Genomic DNA, 21063 nt, shown 5'->3' on the forward strand with positions numbered 1-21063 from the left:
GACAGAGACCACAATGCTGCGATAAACATATTGACGTTGGGGCTACAACGTCAGGTGGCTTGACCGCCAAGAAGCCCAACTGCTCTATCGTTGGGAGTAGTCACTCGGAAAAATGGACCGTGGGATTGTTCGAATCACTCAAACGCTTCCGCTCGCTGCCCCAGTTGGCTGCGGTGCCGTTCCAGTATCGCGTGTCAGAAGGGGAGTATGAGAAGAGGTATGACCAGCGCGACTTGTCGGTGCTGTTGGGGGGACCGCCATGGACTGTGTATCCGTGATGCACAGTGCAGTCACCCGGCTGGTAATGGAACGGAGGAGAGAGCTCCAGCACAGACGTCAGATTTGGGTACTGCTCGAGCAGGTTGCCCCGGTCATCTTTGAATACCGAGCCAAGCGGTCCTTCGCGATGTGAGCGGCTGACGAATCGCATGGCACTCATCTCTGGTGGCACTTCCACCAGTGCAAGCCAGAACTGGAGTTCGCCCACGCGATCAGAGCCGTGCTCTGACGAGTCCTGATGATAAGTGGCTCCGGCTGCCCCCGGGGGCTTGTGTTGGAGGATGTCGATGCGATAGCGCAGTGGGATATCTACGCCCTTGAGCCGCTTCCTGTTCACGAGTCGTGTTGCGTTCTTTGACATGCGCTCGCTGAACATGAACGAGCGGAACGGCTCGGTCTCTTCCCGCCCCGCCAGGCCGACAGCCCGTCTGCCGCCCCTCTCTTCGTCATTGCGTTTCAACCATTCCTGACCAACGCACAGGAGTTCCGTTGCGAACTCTGAGTCCACGAGTTGCTTCATCATGACCCACCCGTATTCGTGGTAAAAAGCCACTTCTTCGTCTGTGACCTCCCGGACGATCGATTCGATTTCACGCTCCGTCAATGCTTGTCCCATAACCTGTGCTCCTCCAGTGTAGTGTCCCTGAACAGGATGACATACTGATCTCTCGTATCTAACGAATATGTTTGTGGACCTCATCTCTGACGCGGCACAGATTTTCATCCAACTCGGATAGCGTCCTTAAAGTTCTGTAAAAAGGTAGCTCCGTGACTTGCCTGCGCGTTGCGCTTGCCTTTTGGGGTGACAACCTCAAGACCAATCTTATGTGTGTGCTTCCTATCAGCGACCCATTCTTTGAGGTCTTCGTCTCGATAGCCACCATCATCTTTGCTTTGTCACAGAAATAGGAAAATCCACTTCGGGGAGACGCTTGCATGCTTTGGGATCATATCTGATCCTCAGCCCAACGGAGGACCATTTCAGCTATCTCAATCGCCTCAGCATGGTCTTTGGCGGACACCGGGGCTGTGCCGGGATAGCGCGTAATGGTGGCATAGACCGTGAGTTCCACAGCCCGCCATAGTTCTTCGGGGATAGCCTGTCCATCCGACTTCAAAATTGTCAACAGACGCTCCAGATCATGTATGTAGGGGAAGTCAATACCCCGCCTGATCATGACGGCCTTGATCGCTTTTTCCGCCGCTTGCTGTGCGTCAAAGCATAAGTCCTCAAAGTAGGCATTGGAAACGAGTGTCCTGGCTATCGCCAAATTGCTCCGGGCACGATTGATCCACTCGCGCGGGTCGTCCGGTGGAAAGCGTTCAGGCTGCTTCATACACCACCTTTCCTTCCTGCAATGCCGGCTTAATGATTAAGGCATGGCTCTTGCCGTATCGGGCGACATCTGCTGGCGTAACCACGATCACATCAACTGCCTGATGCCTTCCGCGCAATCTCCGGTGAATTTGCGCCATTGCGGCGAGGCGATCATCGACATCCGCGATAACGAGCAGATCGACATCGCTATGGCGGTTCATGTCACCTCGGGCAGCAGACCCAAAAAGGATAATCCGCTCGGGATCAGCCACTTCCACAATACGACTGATGATGTTGTCTAGGATTGTTTGGTCAATCATCGTTCTGTCCTTTTTCTTATTACTATTGCAAAATTGGGATCAGGGTCGCCGTCGTCATTCAGATCGGAGTTATAATGTAAATTCAAGTAAAGAGCACCCTTGAAAATAGGGGCAAAGGGATGGACCGACAAGACAAACTCATCGGCCTGTATATCTCCTGCACCACAAGATCCATTGGCCGAGAAAACACAAGATATTGAATGATGACCTACTCTGACGCTTCGGGCAATGACCGCGTGCGTTGATCAATGGTCTGGGGCGCATCGAGTTCGCCATCTCCAACGTCCAACTCCTGGAGCCGATTTACAGAGGGCAAGATCCGGCGCTCCAGTGACCCGATAGACTGATTATAACTCTCAACGGTCTGATCGATGTGACGCCTCAAGTTGTTAAGGTGGCGGAAAAATGGCGTTATGCGCTGGTACAGCTCTTTGCCCACAGCTGCTATTTGACGCGCATTTTCAGACACCGCCTGTTGTTGCCAGCCGTAAGCAACTGCCTTCAAGAACGCCAAAAGTGTAACGGGCGTTGTAATCAGCACCTTGCTTTGCAAAGCATATTCCAACAAACTCGGATCTTCCTCAAACGCCGCGGCAACACTGGCTTCGACTGGCACGAACATGACGACAACCTCCGGCGACTTTTCAAACTGCGACCAGTAGGCTTTTTGCCCCAATTCGCGCACCCGACCGCGCACCGCTTGAGCATGTGTTCTCATATAATCCTTGTATGCTGCATCATCACCAGCTTCGGCAGCTTCCAAATACGCTGTCATAGGTGTTTTTGCATCGACTGGCAGCTCTCCCCCACCTGGCAAATACACAACCATATCCGGGCGGCCACTGTCTCCTGATACCTGTTCTTCAAAAGCCACGTACCGCTCCATGCCCGCCAGTTCCACCACGCGTCGCAACTGGATCTCGCCCCATTGCCCGCGCACAGAAGACGATTTGAGAGCCTGAGACAATGTGACGGTCGTGGTCTGAAGTTTATGCTGCACATCCATGAGTTCCTTTAATTGCTGGCCGAGTGCCTGATACGCGCCTTCTCGTTTTTCCTCTAGCGACCGCACATGCCCATCGAGTTTGTCCAAATTCTCTCGCACTGGCGTCATCAAGTTTTGCATTTCCGATTTCTGCGTTTTCCAATCGCCGCGCACCTCATTCAGTACGCCAGTCATCTGCGTTTGTGCCTGTTTCAAAAACGCTTCGGCATTATGACGCAATGACTTCCCTGCCAGCGAGTCAAAAGCCTCGCGCAATTTTTCTTCTGCTTTTGCGAGCCACGCCTCTTTGTCCGCCTGAGCTTCCTTCTCGCTCTGCAACTTCGCCAACTCAATTCGCAAAGCTTCATCCCCACTCTTTCGCAGGTTCATAATCACGCCCCCGACCGCACCCCCAATTACAAATGCGATCAATAGATACAGCATTTCCATGTAGAAACTCCTTTTGTGATTACACCGATGGCAAGTCGCTTAATGTAATTTGACAGAGGTTTTTCGTCGGATTGTTGGTCTTCTCTACCTTGATCTCCTCTGCCGCTCGATAGATCATCTTTTTAACTGCTTCTTCTAAAAAACGGCGTTCTTGTTCCTTAAAACGACGTTCTTTTTTCTCCAGATCGTCGTCGGGACCTTCTCTTTTTCGCGCCTCTAAGGGATCGCCTTTCTCTGAGGAGAGCTTCCCAACCAGTTTAAGGACTTTCTCTTCAATGTGATAGTATTCAGCAGCCGCTTGGCGTTTTTCGTGTTTTTTGAATTTACCTTTAGTTTTCGCCATTGCCGCACCCTCAAGAATGGTAAGACAGAAATATGCCATGCTTGGCAATGGCTCCCGTTTTCGACAATAATTCATATAACGTTCGTACATCGTCTGAACATCAGCATCGATAGATAAGCCCGATGGCGGTGGGGGATAATCAGGAGGTGTTATGGTACCAGTAGCTGCGGACGTTGTAACCTTCACAGTAATAGACGCGGCGTCGACGCTACCTGGCGTGGGATTTCGATCCACGATTTTTGCTCTGTCGAATTTTAACTTGAAGAAGTCGGGATCACGCTTTAAACCAGCATCAAGCTCCCAGATCCGGATATACTCCTTGACTGATTGCCGCGCTTCTGGTTCTGTGGCGTAATGACCCTTTAACTTAAAATACACTTTTTTATTTTTCACTTTTACCCGAAACTCTGGCTCATCACGAACGAGTGGCTTCGCTTTTTCGTAGTTCACGGATTTATCGTGCTCAATGGTATAAAATAAGGCAACTACATGAGGATCATTCATTGTCCTCTCCATTTGTGTGCTATTTGCCTGTCAACATGCGCTATTCTCCTTGTGTGGTCCGTCCCCAATGACGGCAGATATACGATCTGCAAGCCCCTTCCGCAATTCCTCTGGCGTTTCCCAACCAATGTGATTGTACTGGCGTGTATCGAAATGGATATCGTTGTTGTCCAACACGTCCTGTCTACAGGTAAAAAAGACCTCGATACCGAGTCCATGTGCAAAGCCAGCTTCGTAATAGACACCTCCGCGAGCTCCGTCCTCTCCCTGAGTAAAATCAGCGACAACAAAGCGAGAGCGTCTGATTTCGGCAATGATTTCGTCGTCTATCTTGTTGTTATGTTCTTGTTGATCAATTCGGACTGCTTCGTATCCTGCATCTTCGATTCCGAGTTTAATGCCTTCTTCCCATGCTTCATCGGTAGAGGGATTAAACCACATAGCCACAAAACCTTTTGATGATTCGGCGTTCGCTGTTTCAAGTTCTTCAAGTCGAGCGTATCCCTCGACCGTTAGGGTGTATTCATTTGGAAAAGTTGGATGTCTTCTTTTTATCCAACACTGCTCACACAAATAGTCTAATAGATAGTCCACCTCATGCTCGTGGACGGATTCCGACCAAGCTGCTATCGCTGTGTTGGACATATCTGCGGATAAAAAGCTAAAATATTTACCGATCTCTACAGTTTGATCTCCAATATACTGGAGAAGTCGGTCCGCGCGGTCGTGGACGGACAAATCCCGTTGCTGTTCCGCATCCGTGATCGTTTGCTCGAATATTTCCGGACATTCGTTACCCAATCGCCGCTGATCGACCAACCATGTGGTCAGGCGTACCTTGACGCGGGCATTGGCTTTCGGCAGGCATCTAATAGCTGATCAATCAATGAAGTACCTGCCGCCCGCACGACATTCTGATTTTTCGTTCATGCTTTTGTCTCCTTACTTTACATCACCATCCTTAATAACAAAAATCGCTTCCTGAGCCGCCGAAAGGGATTTACCTTTGGAATACACCTATTTTTTGCCCGGTTGATGTACCTGTAGCGAGGGACTCAACCTTCGGATTCAATACCCATCCAGCAGAGAAGTTCTATTTCGTCCTGATTGATCGGGGGCAGAAGCGGAGGGAGTTCAGTCGGAGTTAGCGCACTAAAGGCGGGAAACTTTCAATGTTTCCATCAGATACCTGCAGTTGATCCCCATTTTGTCATCAACTGAACCTTCGCCTTCATTTGGACGCGGGGGATCGAGATCGAGCGTAATCCATCCATCGTAGCCTCGCTCATTCAGCATGGCCCAAATCGCAGGGTGATCGACGCCGCCGGACCCCAGATCTTTGTACAGTATTTCCTCCGCGTGCATCTCCTTCGTCGGTGTCGGGCCAGTATAACCGCGATACGACGCCTTCGAATCCTTCCAATGGACGGCGGCCAGTCGGTCGTAATAATCGTCGATGAGCTGAACGGGATCGCCTCCTCCCAGGTTGAGCTGTGCGGTATCGGGAATCCAGGACACGATATCCGGGTCGGTCTGATCGAGAAGGGCGCGAACTTCCTCCGGCCGCTCAATCGGCCCCCAGATATGCGGGTGTGGCGCGATCGTCACACCCATATCAAGCGTTCGCTTGCCGAGTTCTGACACAGTCTCTGAGATCGCTTTGATGTCATCCGCAGTTGTTCCGTTTTGCGGACGGCTCCCCATGTTGATCTTGAAGTGCGTGCAGCCGAAGACCTTCAGGAAATCGCGACAGAAAGCGACATGGTCGGCGATTGTTTCACCACGCTTTGACCGATCGATAAACGCCATCGACTGACCGGGCCCGCCGTTTGAGGCGGTAATGAGCCGAATACCGTGTTCGTCGAGGATGGCCTTCAGAGCTTGCGGGTCGTCGAGCCAGGCGATCAGGCCACTGCGGTAAGGTTCGACGCCCGGCAGACCGTGCCTGGCAATCAACTCCGCGGATTCAGTCGTGAAGGCTCCGAAAATGGCGCCGCCCATAGCAAAGTGGATGTTTGATGACATACTGATCTTTTGCCTCCATATTTTATTCATCTCGCGTAGTCCATCACCCCCAAACCCCCGTCGCCGTCCCCTGCACCGGAAACGCCGCCCTCAGCATAGCCACATCCTCCCTCTCTCCTACCACGACCTGCTCCACCGGCACCAACCCCAGCACCATCTTCATCACCCCATCCTGCCCGATCTCCACCCAATCCCCTTTCCCTTCTCCCACCGTCAACCGCTCCCCATCCCACGCCAATCCAACCGTCTCTCCCCGCACGCGAAGACTGACCTCCCCCGTCGCCTGTTTCGCCATCCGCAGCCGCTCCGTCAGTTCCGGCGCAATCGCCTCAAGCAGTCCCCTCAGACTCAGCACCTGCAGCATGTTCCCGCCTTCCGACGACTGCCAGAGCGACGGCACGAACCCACAGCTCGAATCCCGATACAGATCGTAGAGCGACGGGTCCAGCGGCAGCCGCGCCCTGACCGATTCCGCCCCCGCGATCGCCGCCTGACGCAGAACGTATCGCAGCGTTGCGCCAAGCGGTCGCGTATCACCCGGATCGCACGCCCCGTCGGAGATCGACACCGCCGACGAAAACCGCGTATAAGGCGGCGCGTTCTGTGACGCGAAAACATAGGCCCGGACCGCTCCGCCCACCTCATATACCACCCGCCACGGGTTCCCGGCGCCCGCCCCGAACGACCGCGATGGCTCAGCCCCCGTTCGCCCCGCATTGAACACCGCGTAAAGCGCCTCGCACGCCGCCGCATCCCGACATCCATCGTACGCCCGGATCCGCGCATCCTCCTCCGGCCGATCCAGATAGCTCACCGGATCGGTGAACCCGCCCCGCGACGTCAATCCCCGCAGCGCGAAGTCGATGTAGCCCCGCGGAAACGGCACCCACCCGAACCGCTCGTAGAACCGCCGATACCCACCCAACCGCGACAGGGGATACCCGTCCGCCCGCAACTGCCCCACCACCATCTTCATCAACGCCGTCCCAAGCCCCTCCCCCTGACAACTCGGCGCGATACACACCTCCCCGACATCTGCCTTGGCCACGACCGCCTGCCCCACCTGAATCTCCTCCCGCCGAACATGCGCCGCCCCAACGATCTCCCCCTCTCGCACAAGCACCCAATGCGCGTCAGTCTCCCTCGTAATTCTCTCCTTGTCGCGCTCGTACTTCTCCGATCCCGGCGTCCTCCCAAACGCCTGCGCCATTACGCGAAGGACCTCCTCCACATCCCCCACCATCGCTCGCCTGAACTCAATCTCACTCATTTCCCACTGGTATCCTGATTACACAAAAGGTTCTTTTCCATCTTCCCATTTTCTACCCACAGGCCGCAACTGACCAGAACCCTTCACATTGTATATGCGGCCATCGACATCTGGAATCGCGTATTTCTTAAACCACGTTTCCATCTCTCCTTTGAGATCTTTCACGCGATCAGCCTGTGCCGGGTCATCAATTAAATTGTTGCGATCATCGGGGTCATTCACAACATCGTAAAGCTCATTCGGTCCATCTGGATAACGATGGATGTATTTCCACTCGGCGGTCCGGATTATCCTGCAATAACCATACTCATCATAAATGACAACACTGTCACGACCTTTTGCACACTCATTTTTCAACACGGGGACCAGCGATTGTCCTGGCAAATTCGTATCGGGAATCGGAAGATCAACATAGTCCAAAAACGTGGGCAAAATATCATAAGCCGAAGCCAGCGCCGATTGCACCGTGCCTTCTGGAATCACACCCGGGTGCGTAGCTAAAAAAGGCACTTTAATCGAATTCTCATACATATTCACCGGATTAGTTCCATTGCCCTTACCCCAAAACCCATGTTGCCCGCACGAATACCCATTGTCAGAAGTAAACACCACAAGCGTATTTTCGCGCAAACCCTTTTCTTCCAGCTTGTCCAAAATCCGCCCCACATCCAGATCCATCGCAGTCACCGCCGCAAAATATCCCTTCAAACTTTCGCGCTGCCCCAGGTTATTGCTCAGCCCTCTCATTGACCGGGCTGGCAGATCTGCATCATCCTCAGGCACCTTTGCCCAGGGATGGAGCGGTTCCTGTGGGCACGTCTCAAACGCACAGTCATCATAAGAATCCACAATATCCTGAGGATGACCGATCCACGGCGCGTGTGGCGCAGTATAATGAACACTCAGATAAAATGGATTTTCATCTTCTGCGTGAGCATCGATATATTCAAGCGCATCATCCGTAATCACATGCGTCACATAACCGGGCACAACCTCTGTCACACCATCGCGTATCATTCCCTGATCATTATAAACGCCCGCCCCACCCGGATGCGCAAACCAGTGAGAAAATCCACATTGCGGAAGAGACGAATTGCCCAAATGCCATTTGCCCGACAGACCACATGCCCACCCATTGTCAGCCAAAATATTTGTGTAACAAACTTCATCGTCGAGAAAACTCAGTCCTGTAGTCCCAAAATTGACCTGACCCGCAATAAAATCGTGAACGCCGTGCTGAGACGGAATCCGTCCGGTCAAAAAAGAAGCCCGGCTGGCCGAACACACCGGAATCGTCACAAAGAAATTCTCAAACCGCACGCCTGTTGCCGCCATGCGGTCGAGGTTTGGCGTTCGAATTTCTGCATTGCCATAACAACCCGCCGCCCAAACAGCCATGTCATCGGCGAGAATAAAAACGATATTGGTTTTTTCTAAAGTTGACATAAAGACCGCCTCCTCTGCTTATTCAGGTCTTCGGCCGCGCAGTTCAATCTGGTCGAGAATGATCTCTGAATGACGGTCGATGAAGATAAAAGAGAAGCGGACGTTTCTGACCGATTGGACGGCATGTTCGTACTCGAGTTCGTATTTTTTCAGTTTGCTATCTACAGTTATTTCTTCAGAGGTCCAGATGACGGGGTCATTTTCGGGAGCGTGACCAAGCTGAATGTGCAACCGCGCAGTACCGACTTCGCATCTCGCGCAAAACGAGATCTGGTATATGCTGCCTTCCCGGAGCTGGATGGTGTACTTATTTGCCTGCACCTTTCCCCTTACGCGAAACTTCCAGTCCGGCTCGTATTGCTGATAGAGCGACGGTATAACCCCGCGCCCCACGTCGGGGTCAAAGGTAAAAGGCACATGCACTCTGATGGCCCGTGTTCCATCTACACCTTGTCCGTCAGCAGTCCCCATAATGGCATATTCGGATGAATTCCAGTCTGACAAATCGAGCTGAAAGTCCGAATTGACGATCTGATTGGTAGGCGGGACTTCTGCTGGCGGTTCTTTTCCGGTCAGGTTTTTTACCAGACCTTCAACACCTGCAAATCCCCATTCTGAATTATACAGTCCGTAGGGCCAGGCATTATTGAATACACCACAGTAGTACGACCATTCAATACTTCTTTTGGCAAGCTCAGGTACCATAAAGCCCGTGTATTCTTCAACATGCCTTATTTCATGATTAAGACGTGCGCCCCATTCACTGAGATAGACCTTTTTGTTGTGTTTTTTTGACCACGCGTCTGCTTCTTCCAAATCTGCAAGTATGGTTTCTCGCCAGCCTGGATGATCTTTGTTGATATCCTGGTCTATTGCACCGTGGGTAAAAGGTTTGGGGTGATAACAATGAAAAACGCCCCAAATATTGGGATCATCGGCAAAACCGGTTCCGTCTTCGAGTGTATATGAAAGATACTCCGGTGTTACATATTTCGTGAGCAACTGCACACCATTAAAATGCGGCCCACCAACGGCTATCAATCTCGTTGGATTTGACCGGCGAATTTCCTGGATACACGCCGAATACCATGCCATGGTTTCAGCTTCTTTTCCATCGGGGTGTCCTGCCATTTTGGGTTCGTTAAACGCTTCAAAAATCAACTCAGCAGGATAGTCTCCATAATATTCCGCAACTTCACCCCACCACTGTACAAGGCTTTCTTTTCCCCAACAATACATTGAAAAAGGAACAAGGACGACTTTTAAGCCGAGTTCCAACGCATCGTCAACTGCCGGTTTATAGAATTCCGGATTCCAGCCCTGTTTAATAAAGAAACGGACGGAATCAAATCCGGCTTCTTTGAACGCAATATAAAAGCCTTTATCATAGGAAACTTTATTTACTTCGGTTGCGGTAAAATCGGTATTGATACCTTTGCCGAGCGTTAAAGATCTGTTTTGTTCTGTGAAGTCCTGTGTCATCTGTATCTCCTGCAATGGATTTAGAGAATACTGTGAACAGGAGTGAAGTGAATCGATTTCAGACTGGCTTTGCTCAAAGCGCCTTCGAGACAGGAAACGCTGATTTTGTAAGTACCCGGCCCGGAAAAGTTAATCCAGCCAATGGGAAAACGCTGGTAGTTATGAGATGAATTTTGCTGATTTTGAATGTGTTCACCATTTTCAATAGTAACCCCCCAGACGAGACGCCCTTCACCCGAATAGGTGAGATCCACGATGTAGTCTCCAGGCGCAAGAACGTTGACCGTCCAGGTCGCTTTGCCTTCAGGCGTCCATTTATGGACACGGCTGACGTGTTTCCATTCTCCAAATTTTTCCATCCAGCGTTGATTTGCCAATGTGGCATTTTCAACGGTCGCAGCTTCTGAAAGAATTTCGGTCTCTATTTCGGGATCAATTGCCCAGGTCGAATCGGCTTTCGGCGTGCCTTTGAGTTTGACTTCAAGGACTGAAACCAGGTTTTCGGGTGCCTGCGGCGATAGCTCAAAGCAGGTCCAGCCGTGTTTTTTATCAAAACTGACAGGTGTAGATTGATCGCCATCGAGGAGGGATGCAGATTCGATTTCTGTTTTGAGGCCTGGCAGATAAAGTGTGCCAGAGGCAGGCCAGCTGAAAATGCTGAGAAAGAGCGTGTTGTCTTTTACCGTCACATCTCCCCAGGGCAGGGCATGTTGCCAGGGTGATGCATCGGTACCATAGACGACCTGGGGATAGCGCTTGATCCACTCGCCAGCAGCACGTAAAGTGCGGGCAGCTCTTTCGGGTATTGAACCGTCACCGCGGGGACCTATGTTGAGCATGTAAGTGCCACCTCTGGCAACACAGGAGATCAGGCGGCGAAGAATTTCTCTGGGTGTTTTCCAGTACTCATCGTACCAGGCAAAAGCCCAGGAGTCGTTGGTAGTATCGACGCTTTCCCACATACCTTCAACGTTGGTGGATGGCACATCCATATCACCCAGCGTCTTGTAGTCACCCAGCCCGTGCCCGGCGCGGCCTGAAACGAGCGCATTGGGTTGATTTTTGCGCACGACTTCGATGAGTTGCTCAATGTACTTTTTGGGCATCTGTCCGGGTGTGTCAAACCAGATGAGTTCGATGGGGCCGTACTGGCTGGTGATTTCTTCGACCTGTGGCAGGCATTTTTTGACAAAATAATCGTCGAAGGTGGCCGGGTTGCCATCGGCATCTGTGTCTGGACCGTTTGCACCACCTGGAAAAGTCCAGTCCTGATTGTGAGAGTAGTAGAATCCAAATCCGAGACCGAGTTTTTTGCAGGCCCCGGCGAGTTCTTTCATGGGGTCGCGATTAAATTGGGTAACTGCACCAATATTAAAGTCGTTGCAGGCTGAGCGATACATAGCAAAACCATCGTGGTGCTTGCTGGTAATAATGATGTATTTCATGCCCGCGTCTTTGGCCAGTTGTGCTATTTCTGTTGCATCAAAATTGACGGGGTTAAAGGTTTTCGCCATTTCCATATATTCCTCGACCGGAATATTGGCCATGCGCGGGTTCATGATCCATTCGCCAATGCCGTAGTACGTTTTGCCATCGACTTTGTTGGCAAGTTGAGCATATGGACCCCAGTGGATAAACATCGCGTAATTGCCATCATTAAAGAGTTGCCCCCGTTCTGCATTTTCAGCGCGCAGTGCAATGACATCTTCGCCCCAAAGCGCGTCCATTTCCTGCCTATTGCCTTCCTGCATGTTTGTTTCCCTCTCCCGGTTTTTCTAAAGGTTGTCTCATAAAATGGGACGGCCAAACTTTTCGAGGTAATCCTCGTGCACCATCTGTTCGTAGGAGGTCACGTCCTCAAGGGGCAACTTAACCGGAGCCATGCCGTTGAGCGACGATTCGTAAATCGCCATGGCCATCTCCACATCCTTGCGACCGCCGAGACCGTATTCGGGAGGCTCGTCGTTGAGCGCTGCATTCGCGATGCTCATGATCTCGGAGGCATGACCGACACACCAATCGTCAATGGCATAGTCCCGAAACGGATTCTCATAGACGACTTCGGGATTCGTATGCACGACGATCCGCTGCAGCACATCCACCCCGTCGATTTTGCGACGTACAGTCTCGACAGGAATATCCTGCATCTCCTCGCCGATGCGCAAACGCAGGGGGATCTCGGGACCAAAATAGTCGGTATCGAGAATACCGCCAAGGGTGCCGATAATCTGGCAGTATTTCTGTGCCTCACCAAGGCGTGATGTCTCATAAATACCCACTGCGCCGCTTGCAAAATCAATCATTGCATGCGCCCAGTCTTCATGGATACTCATGGGATCCGACCGGTACTTTCTCACCGTTGCGGTAATCTGTTGAGGCTCACTTTGGGCGTACAACCGCAACTGAGACAACCGATGTGCCCCCATATCCATGCACATGCCAGAAGTGCGACCAAAGCCAGAGATGGGTCGGCTCAAACCGCTGTGCGTAACAGTCGGCTCAAACGGATCCTGCCGCTTTGGCTCAACGAAATACACGCGAACGATATCGCCCAGAATCCCCTCTTCAATGAGCTTAATGATCATCCGCTGCTTCGGCATGCGAAAGTAATTTTCTGCCACCTCAAAATGCACGCCATTACGACGACAAGCATCAATAATAATGTCACAACAGGGCAAGGTCAGCGCCATCGGCTTTTCCACCATGACGTGTTTGCCGTGCTCTGCGATCAACCTGGCAAGCACATGGTGTAGGGGGTCGCCGGTGATGACATCTACAGCCATGATGTCCGGGTGTTTTTCCAGCATCTCCTCGACACCGGTGTACCACGGAACACCATAGGATTCTCCGGTCTGTTTCGCTAACGATTTATCCATGTCACAGAGCGCGACAAAATCGAGTTCGCCGTGTTTGGCGAGCGTGTGCATTGTCGGCAGGTGCCATTTTTGTGACGCCCTTCCACAACCCAGAATGGCGACTTTAGCTTTCATATCGTCAATTCCTTACTGGTGTGCTGCAGCGTGACGCCGGAGCATCGCAACACTTTCATCCACCTGATCTTCGGAAAGACCATGCAGAATGACCGACACGTCGAAGGGAAGTCCACAGAGCAACGACACATAATGGGCGTAATCGAGCTTGCCGGTACCAGCGGCGAGATGTCCGGCATCGCCACCGCGATCCAGATCTTTGCCATGGGCCATGGCAATGTGGTCGCCCAAAAGCTCGAAAGCCTCGTCTAATACCTCTCTCATGCGAGGCAGGTCATCTTTGCCAAAAATGTTGGCGGCATCCATCACGACTTTCAGGTTGGGTGAACCCATTTCATCAATCAGTTGCCGACTCTTATGCACTGTGCTGGCAACGTTGTTTATCTCTGGTTCAAACGCAAGGATCACGCCAGCCGCTTCGGCAACCGGCAGTACCTGTTCCAGGGTATTGCGTAGCACCTGCCAGGCTTCTTCTGTTTCGTTATCCGGGTGCCAGTGCCACATGCTCTCTGAATCGCGCGATCCGGTACAGGTGGCAATCACCGAGGTCCCCATCGGGTCACACGCCGGAATAAGCAATTTGAGATGCTCGATAGCTTCCTGACGTTTTTCTTCATCGGGATGAACCATATTGACCGTGCCAGCCAGGGCAGCGATGACCATGCCGCGCTTTTCGATCTCCGCCCGAACCACGGGTGCCTTTGCGAGTTTATCAGATAGCGAACCCTCCACATTCAGAGATCCCAAATTGAATTGAAGATGCCTGATGTCGTGCCCGAGTATGGCGTCGAGCGTTTCCTCCAGGGTCGGCCGAGCAATTTGCCCTGACATAATTCCCACTTGCATAATGTGTGTCCTCAGGTTATGAGCCAGCGATTGCTGGCTGGTTGGTTAAAAGATCCGTTATTTCCCGCTTTTCCCTCGCATTCAGTTCGTTATAGACAGGACTCTCCACGAGGAGCTTATAGGCGTTTCGGGTATCCGTCTTGGGCATCACACCTGGCACCTGGAACGATTGCAGCATTGCGGCCCGCTTCTGCTGGCTGCGGTTGATACCCGCCCGATGCCACATTCTGGCATCGTATAGAATGATGCTACCGCCAGGCGCTTCCACCACATCCGCTTCAGGACCGCTATAGGGCACACGCCCCTCTTGCGTATCGTTCCACTCAGGCGGTGGCGGTGTGTCTGATAGATGCGAACCCAGTTTGAATGCTGTCGCACCGCGAATCCTGGTGAAGTCAGAAACACAAACATTGCGCTGCATGGCCTTGACGGGTTCTTTGCGGTAGGCAATCTCGTCCCCACCGGTTGACGCCGTATAGGGAAAATCAGAATGCCAACCGCCAAGTTTGCTTTTGCCATCGTCCGGGTCCAGCACTCTAAAGCCCGGCGGATGCCCCAGATGTAAATCCCGGGCCTGCATATACTGCCTGGCCAGCCAGATGGAGATAGGCTCCGTGATCGCCCGGCCAACAGCGACACTCTGACAGACCTTGGGTATCTCGTTGTTCACCTCCAAATGTTCGTAACGATCTGTACCGGCGACGCGCTCCAGACTCTCCACGATTTCTGGTGGCAGAATACAGGTCAGACACACCCAGCCTTCGCGCTGCAGATGCTCGAGATATTCAGACGGCAGCTTCTCCGGGCCATGGCTGACCGTGAATATCACCTCCTCCTCGCCAACCGGCAACACGCAGGTTGTGCCATCTATTTCTACAGCGAGTTTCTTTCCAGACGCCACATGCCTCACACCATCTGCCGTGCGGTCCCAGATCACGCGGTCATCCGCCTCGTCAAACAATGCGAGATCACCCCCATCCTCCAATCCAAGCATAGCGCCGTCGGTTGCAATCAAAAGCACAAAGTGGTGCTCTGGTCGCTCGACCTTGACCACTCGTTCCTGAAAAAGTTGTTGTTCACTCATCGTGTCACTCCATTAATATCATATCTCGACACAAAATTCCAGATTAAACGACTGGTATTAGAGCCATCGTAGCTAATATCAAACCAGACATGCCCTCCACCGATAACCTTGTAATGCTCTACAGAAGTATTGTTGTCTCCATCTGTATATGAATAACGTTCTATTATTACGCCACTCTCATTCATACGATTTACGATCGGAGTATTACTGGCGTTATTAAACCCTATCCAATAAGCAAGCACCTCATCAATTGATAATAACCCTGCACTTCCCCCGCCATAAGGGACAACATAGTCCGATGTACCGTGAATATTTATCATAGCCGTAGGGTGTGAGGGGCTACAGTTGTTATATGTTTCCTCCATCATTGTTCCAGCAACAGAACCTATAGCCGCTATTTTATCACTGTGATAGCAAGCAAGTGCATAAGAAAAAAAAGCGCCATTTGAGTAACCACAGGAATATACCCTTGCTACATCAATATTATACCTGGAACAAATTTCATCAATTAACGCTTCCACAAAGCCAAAGTCATCCGCATCACTTTTATTATCATCTGATTCTAAACCAGAATTCCAGTGCGGATCTCCCCCCAGCAATGTACCTTGAGGATAAGCCAGAATAAAATTTTCTATATCTGCCAGAGGCCGCATATCTGCATATTTTAAGTACTGGTTTGCAAACCCACCATATCCGTGAAAATTAAGCATCAGTGGAACTCTTGAAGTTCCATCATAAGCCTCAGGCACATATATAATATATTCTCTTGTTACACCACCATGGAAAAGTGTTTGTGTAAACAAACCCGCTGTATTTGTATCACCACCACCGCACTCTGTACCAAAGACCTCTACAAAAGCCAGAAAATCGGTTATATCAACACGCCCACTACTGTCAAAATCCATCTGTGCATTGTAATTCGTATCCGCAGAACTGGTGCCAAAGACCACTACAAAAGCCAGAAAATCGGCTATATTAACGCGTCTATTGCCGTCAAAATCTCCAGGACACGCTGCAGTAGTTGAAGATACCGTCTCACCTGTGATGAACAATGCGGCCAATATCAGCGCGATGGCGACGATGGCAAAAGTCGTAATGCGTTGATACATGGTATTCTTCTATTTGTGGAATGAACTAAATAGGATATACGACGCAATTTCTCATAAGGAGCCTCCGATGAACATCGACCCCATTCTTCGCGAACAACGCGACCGTGTTGCGTTCCTGCGCGACCGGTTCCGCAGGAACGACGACCGAAACTACGATCCGGACGTCGCACTTCTTCGGAACTTCGATCCGTTCTTTCCCCGCTTCACAGGACACACGCGTACGGCTTCGATTTGGTACGCCGTTCTGCTTCTTTTATCAGACGACCGGACATACGGCACGGATGACGCCGGTGAGGCCAATCGCATCATCCACAGCGTGCTCGAGGGCCAGGATCTCGAACCGGGCTCTGAGACCTTCGGCAATTTCTTCTGGATGACGCACTGGGACCGCGTCAAGGACCGAAACGCGGTTTCCTTTATCACCATTCCGCTCGTTTACGCCTATCTCGACTTCCAAGACAAGCTGACATCCGAGACAAAGAACGCAATGGAGGCCGCATTTCCGAATGTCGTAGAGGGCATCCGTAACCACACCGCCAGATGGCAGTACTCCAACATCTATTCCTTGAATATTGGCGGCCGGGTCGCCCTCTCTCGCGTCCTCGACGATGCCTCAATCGAAGCCGAGGCAGCCGAAGCCTTCGATGTCTGGGTCAGAGGCACTTCGGCGGACGGGTTCCACGAATTCAACAGCCCGGGATATACCCCGGTTACCCTCCACGGCCTAGAAGCGGCATGGAACTACGCGCGAGACAGCCAGTTCCGCGATCAGCTGAAACGGACGATGGATCTCATCACCTACCAGCTTGCGCTCAATATGCTACCCAACGGATTTCTGGCAGGGGCGCCTTCCCGAGCGTATCAGAATGACGCGCTGCACGGCGCGAGCACGTCCTCGGCGTTTTACGGTCACATCAAATTCGGCACCCCGCGTCCACCCGACGCGGGCAACATCTACGCGGGAACTTTGAATAATGAGATCTTTATCAGACACACTGTGTTCGATTACGTGCCTTCCGATGCCGTCCGCATCCTCGCTCGGGAAAAGTCAGGCACCAGCGAAATCCACGACCGCAGTATCTCACTCGGCTCGCGACGAACACACTTCCTGACCCCCGACTGGAGCCTGGCCTCCCAGTGTCTGCAAACCGTGGGCGGTCACTCCCCACCATCCTACATCCTGCTCGTCCGCAACAAGGCCGAGGAGCGCGCCAGCGTCCCCCTCATCCCGGATGAATCGTTCCTGCATATGCCGTGTGCGACATTCACGTCTCGTCAGGAGGGCGCTCGCGTCATAGGTCGCCTCCACTATGAAAGACCGGAAGACGAGGAAGAGCGATTCCTGAACGACCCGACATTCTACTGCGAACCCCGCGTATTGTTCGGCCTGCGAGACACCATCCAGGAAGTGCGCATCGGCAACGTGGACTGGGGGGGCAGAGACATACAACTCCAGCCGGGCCAGTCGGTCGCCATCTCCTACGGCGATCTGTACTATGGGATTGTACCCCTACTTCTAACTCAGGACGGCGACGCCCGGCAAGGTCACGCACATCTGGCCTATGGCGAGGACACCGAATTGAGGCTGCACCTTCGACTCTACGGAGGGGAGTCATTACAGCGCGGTGATCATCCCCTTGACTGTATCGTCCTCGTAGATGTTCAGGAACCGGGTCCGGATGGGAGTTTCGCCGCCTTCGCGGAGTCCCTTTCCCATTGGTCGCTCTCGCAGGATCTATCTGGGGACCCGGTCTGGTTCAGGGCGAAACATCCCGATCTGCCGGCCATCGGCTTCCCCTACACCGAGGCAGATCCTGACCCGATCGGGAATGCGCTCCATATCTCCCCGGATCTGACCCTTCGGCCGGGTGATCTCGTTAATCTGGTCTCCGGCGACGAACCGATTGACCGATGATATCCGCCGAAATATCTTCCCGATGGCTCGCGGCTGCAAAATAGATGGTTATGTACAAAATGCAAAGTGCAAAAAAGAGGCTGAGGTATCGAGTGCCCCTATTCAGTACATCAACGCTCAGTTCATCTCTCTTGGAGCGCCCTACACGGTGCCGTTCGACCTGGATGAAATCGACAAGAAAAAGGCCTCGATCTCGCCGTATTGGCGGCGCACGATGACCGATGAGGAGTGGCGGATCATCAAATCCACCTGGTTGGCAGACCAGGAAGGCGACATCTGAAGCGCTGGAGGAACTAACCATTACTCAAAAGGGGGCGCAATAATAGCGCCCCCTCTATCATGGTGTTTCCTGACCGCTGTTACGAGCACCCGCCGAAATTACGCCAGGTCGAAGCAATCGAGATTCATCACCTTGCCCCATGCATCTACGAAGTCGCGCACAAACATCCTCCCTATCAATCCGCGTTGATGCCCTTCACAGCCCAGCCTGGATCAGGGTCGCCGGCCATTGCCTTCCGAACCTCGGAGCTGGGCGGTCCGGCCGTACCCCAGAGGTCCGCAGTTTCCGGCACCCGTCTCCACACCACAGGTTTGTGCGTTGCGTCGTCTTCGATGTATTCTATGTCGCTGGAAAACTCGTTCACGTATCCAGCCGGATCCTTGTAGTAGCAGAAGATGTTGTTGCCCGGGCCGTGGCGTCCCGGTCCCCAGTCGGGTTCCTGCCCCTGGGCACGCAGGTTGGAGACCCCTTTCATCACGTCATCTACGTTAGCCATCACGTACGCAACATGGTTGACCGATGCGTAATCTGCACGATTGAAGACAATGACGTGATGTCTCCGGTCGCATCGCAGGAAGACCATCTGGTTCTCAATCCAGTCCGAGATCCGAAACCCGAGAATTTCGGTGTAGAACGCCACGGTTTGCTCGAACCACCGAGTGTTGAGACCCACGTGGCATAGCTGGCGGGGGCCGACTTTCCTGGCAGACCAGCCGTTCGGGTGTTCGGCCACGCCGGTCGATAGCTCGATGCAGCGGTTTTCGGGGTCGAGAAACCGCAGCCCGTATCCGCCGCCGGGTTCGTCCAGGTCGTCCGGATGCGCCAGCAGAGTAATTCCCCGGCGCTCGAGTTCGGTTGCCGCCGCGTCAACTGCCTCGCGTCCGTCAACCCTGAAGGCTAAGTGGTGGAGCCCGCACCGTTCCGCTTGATGCAGGCTGAGAATGTGATGCTCGGTCAACGCTCCGCGGAGATATCGTGCGTGCCGGTCTTCTCCGGCCGATTGGAGTCCCCAGACCTCGAGGTAGAACCTGGCATGGGTCGCGATCACCGGTGACAGCAACCCCACATGCCGGATGTCCTGGATCTTCATCAGAGCGGCTCCCCTGCAGGTTTCTCGGTGGATGGTTCTCTCATCAGACATTCCTCCGGGTCAACTCGATCTTCAAGTCCTGTCGGATGTAGATTTCGACGAACTCACGCAGCCATACATCCTTCGCAAGCGTGAACCGCTCGATCAGTTTCTGCTCGGGTCTGTCCGTGAGGTAAACGATGCGCCACAGGTTCAGAGGTCGCAATTCGTCACCATCGACAGAATGCTCAACGTGAAAGAGAGGCTGTCCTTCGCCTGCTCGAAGCAAGTTTCCGTCCTTGTCGAGGAGTTCCGCTGCCCCGATGAAAGTGGCACTCTGCCGCGCAGGGTTAAGGAGGACCTGTTCGAGGACCAACCCGTGCTCTGACGGCTTGAGCCAGAGGCGCTGCCGCGAGCATCGCACGAAGGATTCGACCCCGTCGGCCGCCGCTTGCTGGCGCCAATAGTGGGAGCTGCCCGCCGTTACAACAGAAGGAATATAGAGATCGGGCCGAAACGCCTTTTTCACCTCCATATCCCACAACATGGTCCGGGTAAACTCGAGCGGTTTATTCGTGCGGTAATACCGGGCGAGCACCAGGTTGATGTCAACCGGAGACAGCTCGATTCGGGTGTTGCCTGGGTCGGTCCAGGCCCGCTCGAACGCTTCTTCATGTTTCAAATGCTTCCTGCCTATTTAACGGTTCCCATCGTCCGTCTCCGGAACTTCTACCTGGACGGTCACGATATCCGTGTCGTGGAATTGCTGGTGGCGAACAGAGGACGCGATGTGCCGCAACAGCCGTAGCGAGACTTCCCGCTCCATCAGCACGTCATCGGGCCGGTCCGCCAGCAATCCGATCCGGTCCTGAACATTCTCCTCGCCCACCGCGGCAATGAACTCGAGGACAGCATCGCCGCTCTCCTTGTGTGCCTTCACAAGAAGGCGCCGCTGCTCGCGTTTCTCCTGGCCCTCGTCCTGCCCGATCAGCGTCAGCAACGTCTCCTCGCTGGCTGCGTCGAGACGATCGACCATCTTCGCCCCCCAGCCGTTGCGGGATGCGAACGCATTGAGGAACGCCCTGATCTTCGGCAACACGGACAGATCGAGCTCCACTTCGATTCGGCTGCGGCGGGGCGCCGTCACTTCCAGAAACAAGGTCATGAGAATCGCCATGATTCCCCCGGCCGTTATGCCGTTCCCCAGCAGACCGCCCCCGAACTCCGCGAGAAGCTCGGGGAATAAGAGATCGTTCTGGCAGCCGACGCCAACCCAGAAGGCGACACCGGCGATCAGCGCTTTGCGATGATCAATCCCGTCCTGCACCACCTCCGTCATCCCACGGAC

General features: G+C 53.0%; 20 protein-coding genes. 2 read left to right on the top strand and 18 right to left on the bottom strand.

Translation table 11 applies throughout. The features are described 5' to 3' along the window. Nucleotides 1-100 precede the first annotated feature (100 nt). The 15 genes from OXG87_15940 to OXG87_16010 form a co-directional block, all read right to left on the bottom strand. Nucleotides 101-979, bottom strand: a complete 879-nt coding sequence (locus OXG87_15940) for a phytanoyl-CoA dioxygenase family protein (protein MCY3871040.1) — start codon at nt 977-979, stop codon at nt 101-103. Nucleotides 980-1226: 247 nt separating this feature from the next. Then, on the bottom strand, nt 1227-1616 hold the full coding sequence (locus OXG87_15945; protein MCY3871041.1) for a HEPN domain-containing protein: 390 nt from the start codon (nt 1614-1616) through the stop codon (nt 1227-1229). Continuing rightward, the gene (locus tag OXG87_15950; GenBank protein MCY3871042.1) at nt 1603-1917 is read right to left on the bottom strand and encodes a nucleotidyltransferase domain-containing protein; all 315 of its coding nucleotides are present in this window, start codon (nt 1915-1917) and stop codon (nt 1603-1605) included. The genes OXG87_15945 and OXG87_15950 overlap by 14 nt, the downstream gene beginning before the upstream one ends. 208 nt (nt 1918-2125) lie before the next feature. Beyond that, entirely contained in the window at nt 2126-3352 is a 1227-nt protein-coding gene (locus OXG87_15955) for a DNA recombination protein RmuC (protein ID MCY3871043.1), read from the bottom strand. A 19-nt stretch (nt 3353-3371) separates the two neighbouring features. After that, the gene (locus OXG87_15960) at nt 3372-4199 is read right to left on the bottom strand and encodes a hypothetical protein (protein ID MCY3871044.1); all 828 of its coding nucleotides are present in this window, start codon (nt 4197-4199) and stop codon (nt 3372-3374) included. 30 nt (nt 4200-4229) lie between these two features. Then, nucleotides 4230-5000 (bottom strand): hypothetical protein, encoded by a 771-nt coding sequence (locus tag OXG87_15965; protein ID MCY3871045.1) that lies wholly within the window; start codon nt 4998-5000, stop codon nt 4230-4232. A gap of 351 nt (nt 5001-5351) precedes the next feature. After that, nucleotides 5352-6254, bottom strand: coding sequence for a sugar phosphate isomerase/epimerase (locus OXG87_15970; protein ID MCY3871046.1), 903 nt, complete (start codon nt 6252-6254; stop codon nt 5352-5354). 13 nt (nt 6255-6267) lie between these two features. Beyond that, entirely contained in the window at nt 6268-7494 is a 1227-nt protein-coding gene (locus tag OXG87_15975; protein MCY3871047.1) for a GNAT family N-acetyltransferase, read from the bottom strand. Between the two features lie 18 nt (nt 7495-7512). Further along, nucleotides 7513-8940, bottom strand: coding sequence for a sulfatase-like hydrolase/transferase (locus OXG87_15980; GenBank protein ID MCY3871048.1), 1428 nt, complete (start codon nt 8938-8940; stop codon nt 7513-7515). An 18-nt stretch (nt 8941-8958) separates the two neighbouring features. Then, the gene (locus OXG87_15985; protein ID MCY3871049.1) at nt 8959-10422 is read right to left on the bottom strand and encodes a cellulase family glycosylhydrolase; all 1464 of its coding nucleotides are present in this window, start codon (nt 10420-10422) and stop codon (nt 8959-8961) included. A gap of 20 nt (nt 10423-10442) precedes the next feature. Further along, nucleotides 10443-12173 carry an alpha-L-fucosidase gene (locus tag OXG87_15990; GenBank protein ID MCY3871050.1) on the bottom strand — a complete coding sequence of 577 codons (1731 nt, stop codon included), beginning with the start codon at nt 12171-12173 and terminating at the stop codon, nt 10443-10445. A gap of 36 nt (nt 12174-12209) precedes the next feature. Further along, a complete protein-coding gene (locus OXG87_15995) occupies nt 12210-13412 on the bottom strand; it encodes a Gfo/Idh/MocA family oxidoreductase (GenBank protein ID MCY3871051.1) in 1203 nt (400 codons plus the stop codon). A 12-nt stretch (nt 13413-13424) separates the two neighbouring features. Continuing rightward, entirely contained in the window at nt 13425-14258 is an 834-nt protein-coding gene (locus OXG87_16000; protein ID MCY3871052.1) for a sugar phosphate isomerase/epimerase, read from the bottom strand. Nucleotides 14259-14274: 16 nt separating this feature from the next. Beyond that, entirely contained in the window at nt 14275-15342 is a 1068-nt protein-coding gene (locus tag OXG87_16005) for a phytanoyl-CoA dioxygenase family protein (protein MCY3871053.1), read from the bottom strand. Beyond that, a complete protein-coding gene (locus tag OXG87_16010) occupies nt 15339-16451 on the bottom strand; it encodes a hypothetical protein (GenBank protein MCY3871054.1) in 1113 nt (370 codons plus the stop codon). The genes OXG87_16005 and OXG87_16010 overlap by 4 nt, the downstream gene beginning before the upstream one ends. A gap of 67 nt (nt 16452-16518) precedes the next feature. Here OXG87_16010 and OXG87_16015 point away from each other — a divergent pair, with 67 nt between their 5' ends. Both OXG87_16015 and OXG87_16020 read left to right on the top strand, forming a co-directional pair. Continuing rightward, entirely contained in the window at nt 16519-18366 is a 1848-nt protein-coding gene (locus tag OXG87_16015; GenBank protein ID MCY3871055.1) for a hypothetical protein, read from the top strand. Next, the gene (locus OXG87_16020; GenBank protein ID MCY3871056.1) at nt 18356-18646 is read left to right on the top strand and encodes a hypothetical protein; all 291 of its coding nucleotides are present in this window, start codon (nt 18356-18358) and stop codon (nt 18644-18646) included. Before OXG87_16015 ends, OXG87_16020 begins: the two co-directional genes overlap by 11 nt. 175 nt (nt 18647-18821) lie before the next feature. On the opposite strand, the gene OXG87_16025 is transcribed toward OXG87_16020, so the two are convergent. From OXG87_16025 to OXG87_16035, 3 genes are all read right to left on the bottom strand, one after another. Beyond that, nucleotides 18822-19736: a VOC family protein gene (locus OXG87_16025; GenBank protein MCY3871057.1), complete on the bottom strand. Its 915-nt coding sequence runs from the start codon at nt 19734-19736 to the stop codon at nt 18822-18824. A 43-nt stretch (nt 19737-19779) separates the two neighbouring features. Next, entirely contained in the window at nt 19780-20397 is a 618-nt protein-coding gene (locus OXG87_16030) for a hypothetical protein (GenBank protein ID MCY3871058.1), read from the bottom strand. Between the two features lie 15 nt (nt 20398-20412). Next, the coding region (locus tag OXG87_16035; GenBank protein ID MCY3871059.1) for a hypothetical protein at nt 20413-21063 on the bottom strand (651 nt) is incomplete at its 5' end.

Source organism: Gemmatimonadota bacterium (genome assembly GCA_026706845.1).
Classification (GTDB): domain Bacteria; phylum Latescibacterota; class UBA2968; order UBA2968; family UBA2968; genus VXRD01.

Bases quoted from the DNA above. Each gene is read 5' to 3' on its own strand.
- OXG87_15960 (MCY3871044.1), bottom strand. From the start codon at position 4,199: ATGAATGATCCTCATGTAGTTGCCTTATTTTATACCATTGAGCACGAT.
- OXG87_16025 (MCY3871057.1), bottom strand. From the start codon at position 19,736: ATGAAGATCCAGGACATCCGGCATGTGGGGTTGCTGTCACCGGTGATC.
- OXG87_16015 (MCY3871055.1), top strand. From the start codon at position 16,519: ATGAACATCGACCCCATTCTTCGCGAACAACGCGACCGTGTTGCGTTC.
- OXG87_15950 (MCY3871042.1), bottom strand. From the start codon at position 1,917: ATGATTGACCAAACAATCCTAGACAACATCATCAGTCGTATTGTGGAA.
- OXG87_16005 (MCY3871053.1), bottom strand. From the start codon at position 15,342: ATGAGTGAACAACAACTTTTTCAGGAACGAGTGGTCAAGGTCGAGCGA.
- OXG87_15945 (MCY3871041.1), bottom strand. From the start codon at position 1,616: ATGAAGCAGCCTGAACGCTTTCCACCGGACGACCCGCGCGAGTGGATC.
- OXG87_15940 (MCY3871040.1), bottom strand. From the start codon at position 979: ATGAGGTCCACAAACATATTCGTTAGATACGAGAGATCAGTATGTCAT.
- OXG87_15985 (MCY3871049.1), bottom strand. From the start codon at position 10,422: ATGACACAGGACTTCACAGAACAAAACAGATCTTTAACGCTCGGCAAA.
- OXG87_15980 (MCY3871048.1), bottom strand. From the start codon at position 8,940: ATGTCAACTTTAGAAAAAACCAATATCGTTTTTATTCTCGCCGATGAC.
- OXG87_16010 (MCY3871054.1), bottom strand. From the start codon at position 16,451: ATGTATCAACGCATTACGACTTTTGCCATCGTCGCCATCGCGCTGATA.
- OXG87_16000 (MCY3871052.1), bottom strand. From the start codon at position 14,258: ATGCAAGTGGGAATTATGTCAGGGCAAATTGCTCGGCCGACCCTGGAG.
- OXG87_15975 (MCY3871047.1), bottom strand. From the start codon at position 7,494: ATGAGTGAGATTGAGTTCAGGCGAGCGATGGTGGGGGATGTGGAGGAG.
- OXG87_15990 (MCY3871050.1), bottom strand. From the start codon at position 12,173: ATGCAGGAAGGCAATAGGCAGGAAATGGACGCGCTTTGGGGCGAAGAT.
- OXG87_15970 (MCY3871046.1), bottom strand. From the start codon at position 6,254: ATGAATAAAATATGGAGGCAAAAGATCAGTATGTCATCAAACATCCAC.
- OXG87_15955 (MCY3871043.1), bottom strand. From the start codon at position 3,352: ATGGAAATGCTGTATCTATTGATCGCATTTGTAATTGGGGGTGCGGTC.
- OXG87_15995 (MCY3871051.1), bottom strand. From the start codon at position 13,412: ATGAAAGCTAAAGTCGCCATTCTGGGTTGTGGAAGGGCGTCACAAAAA.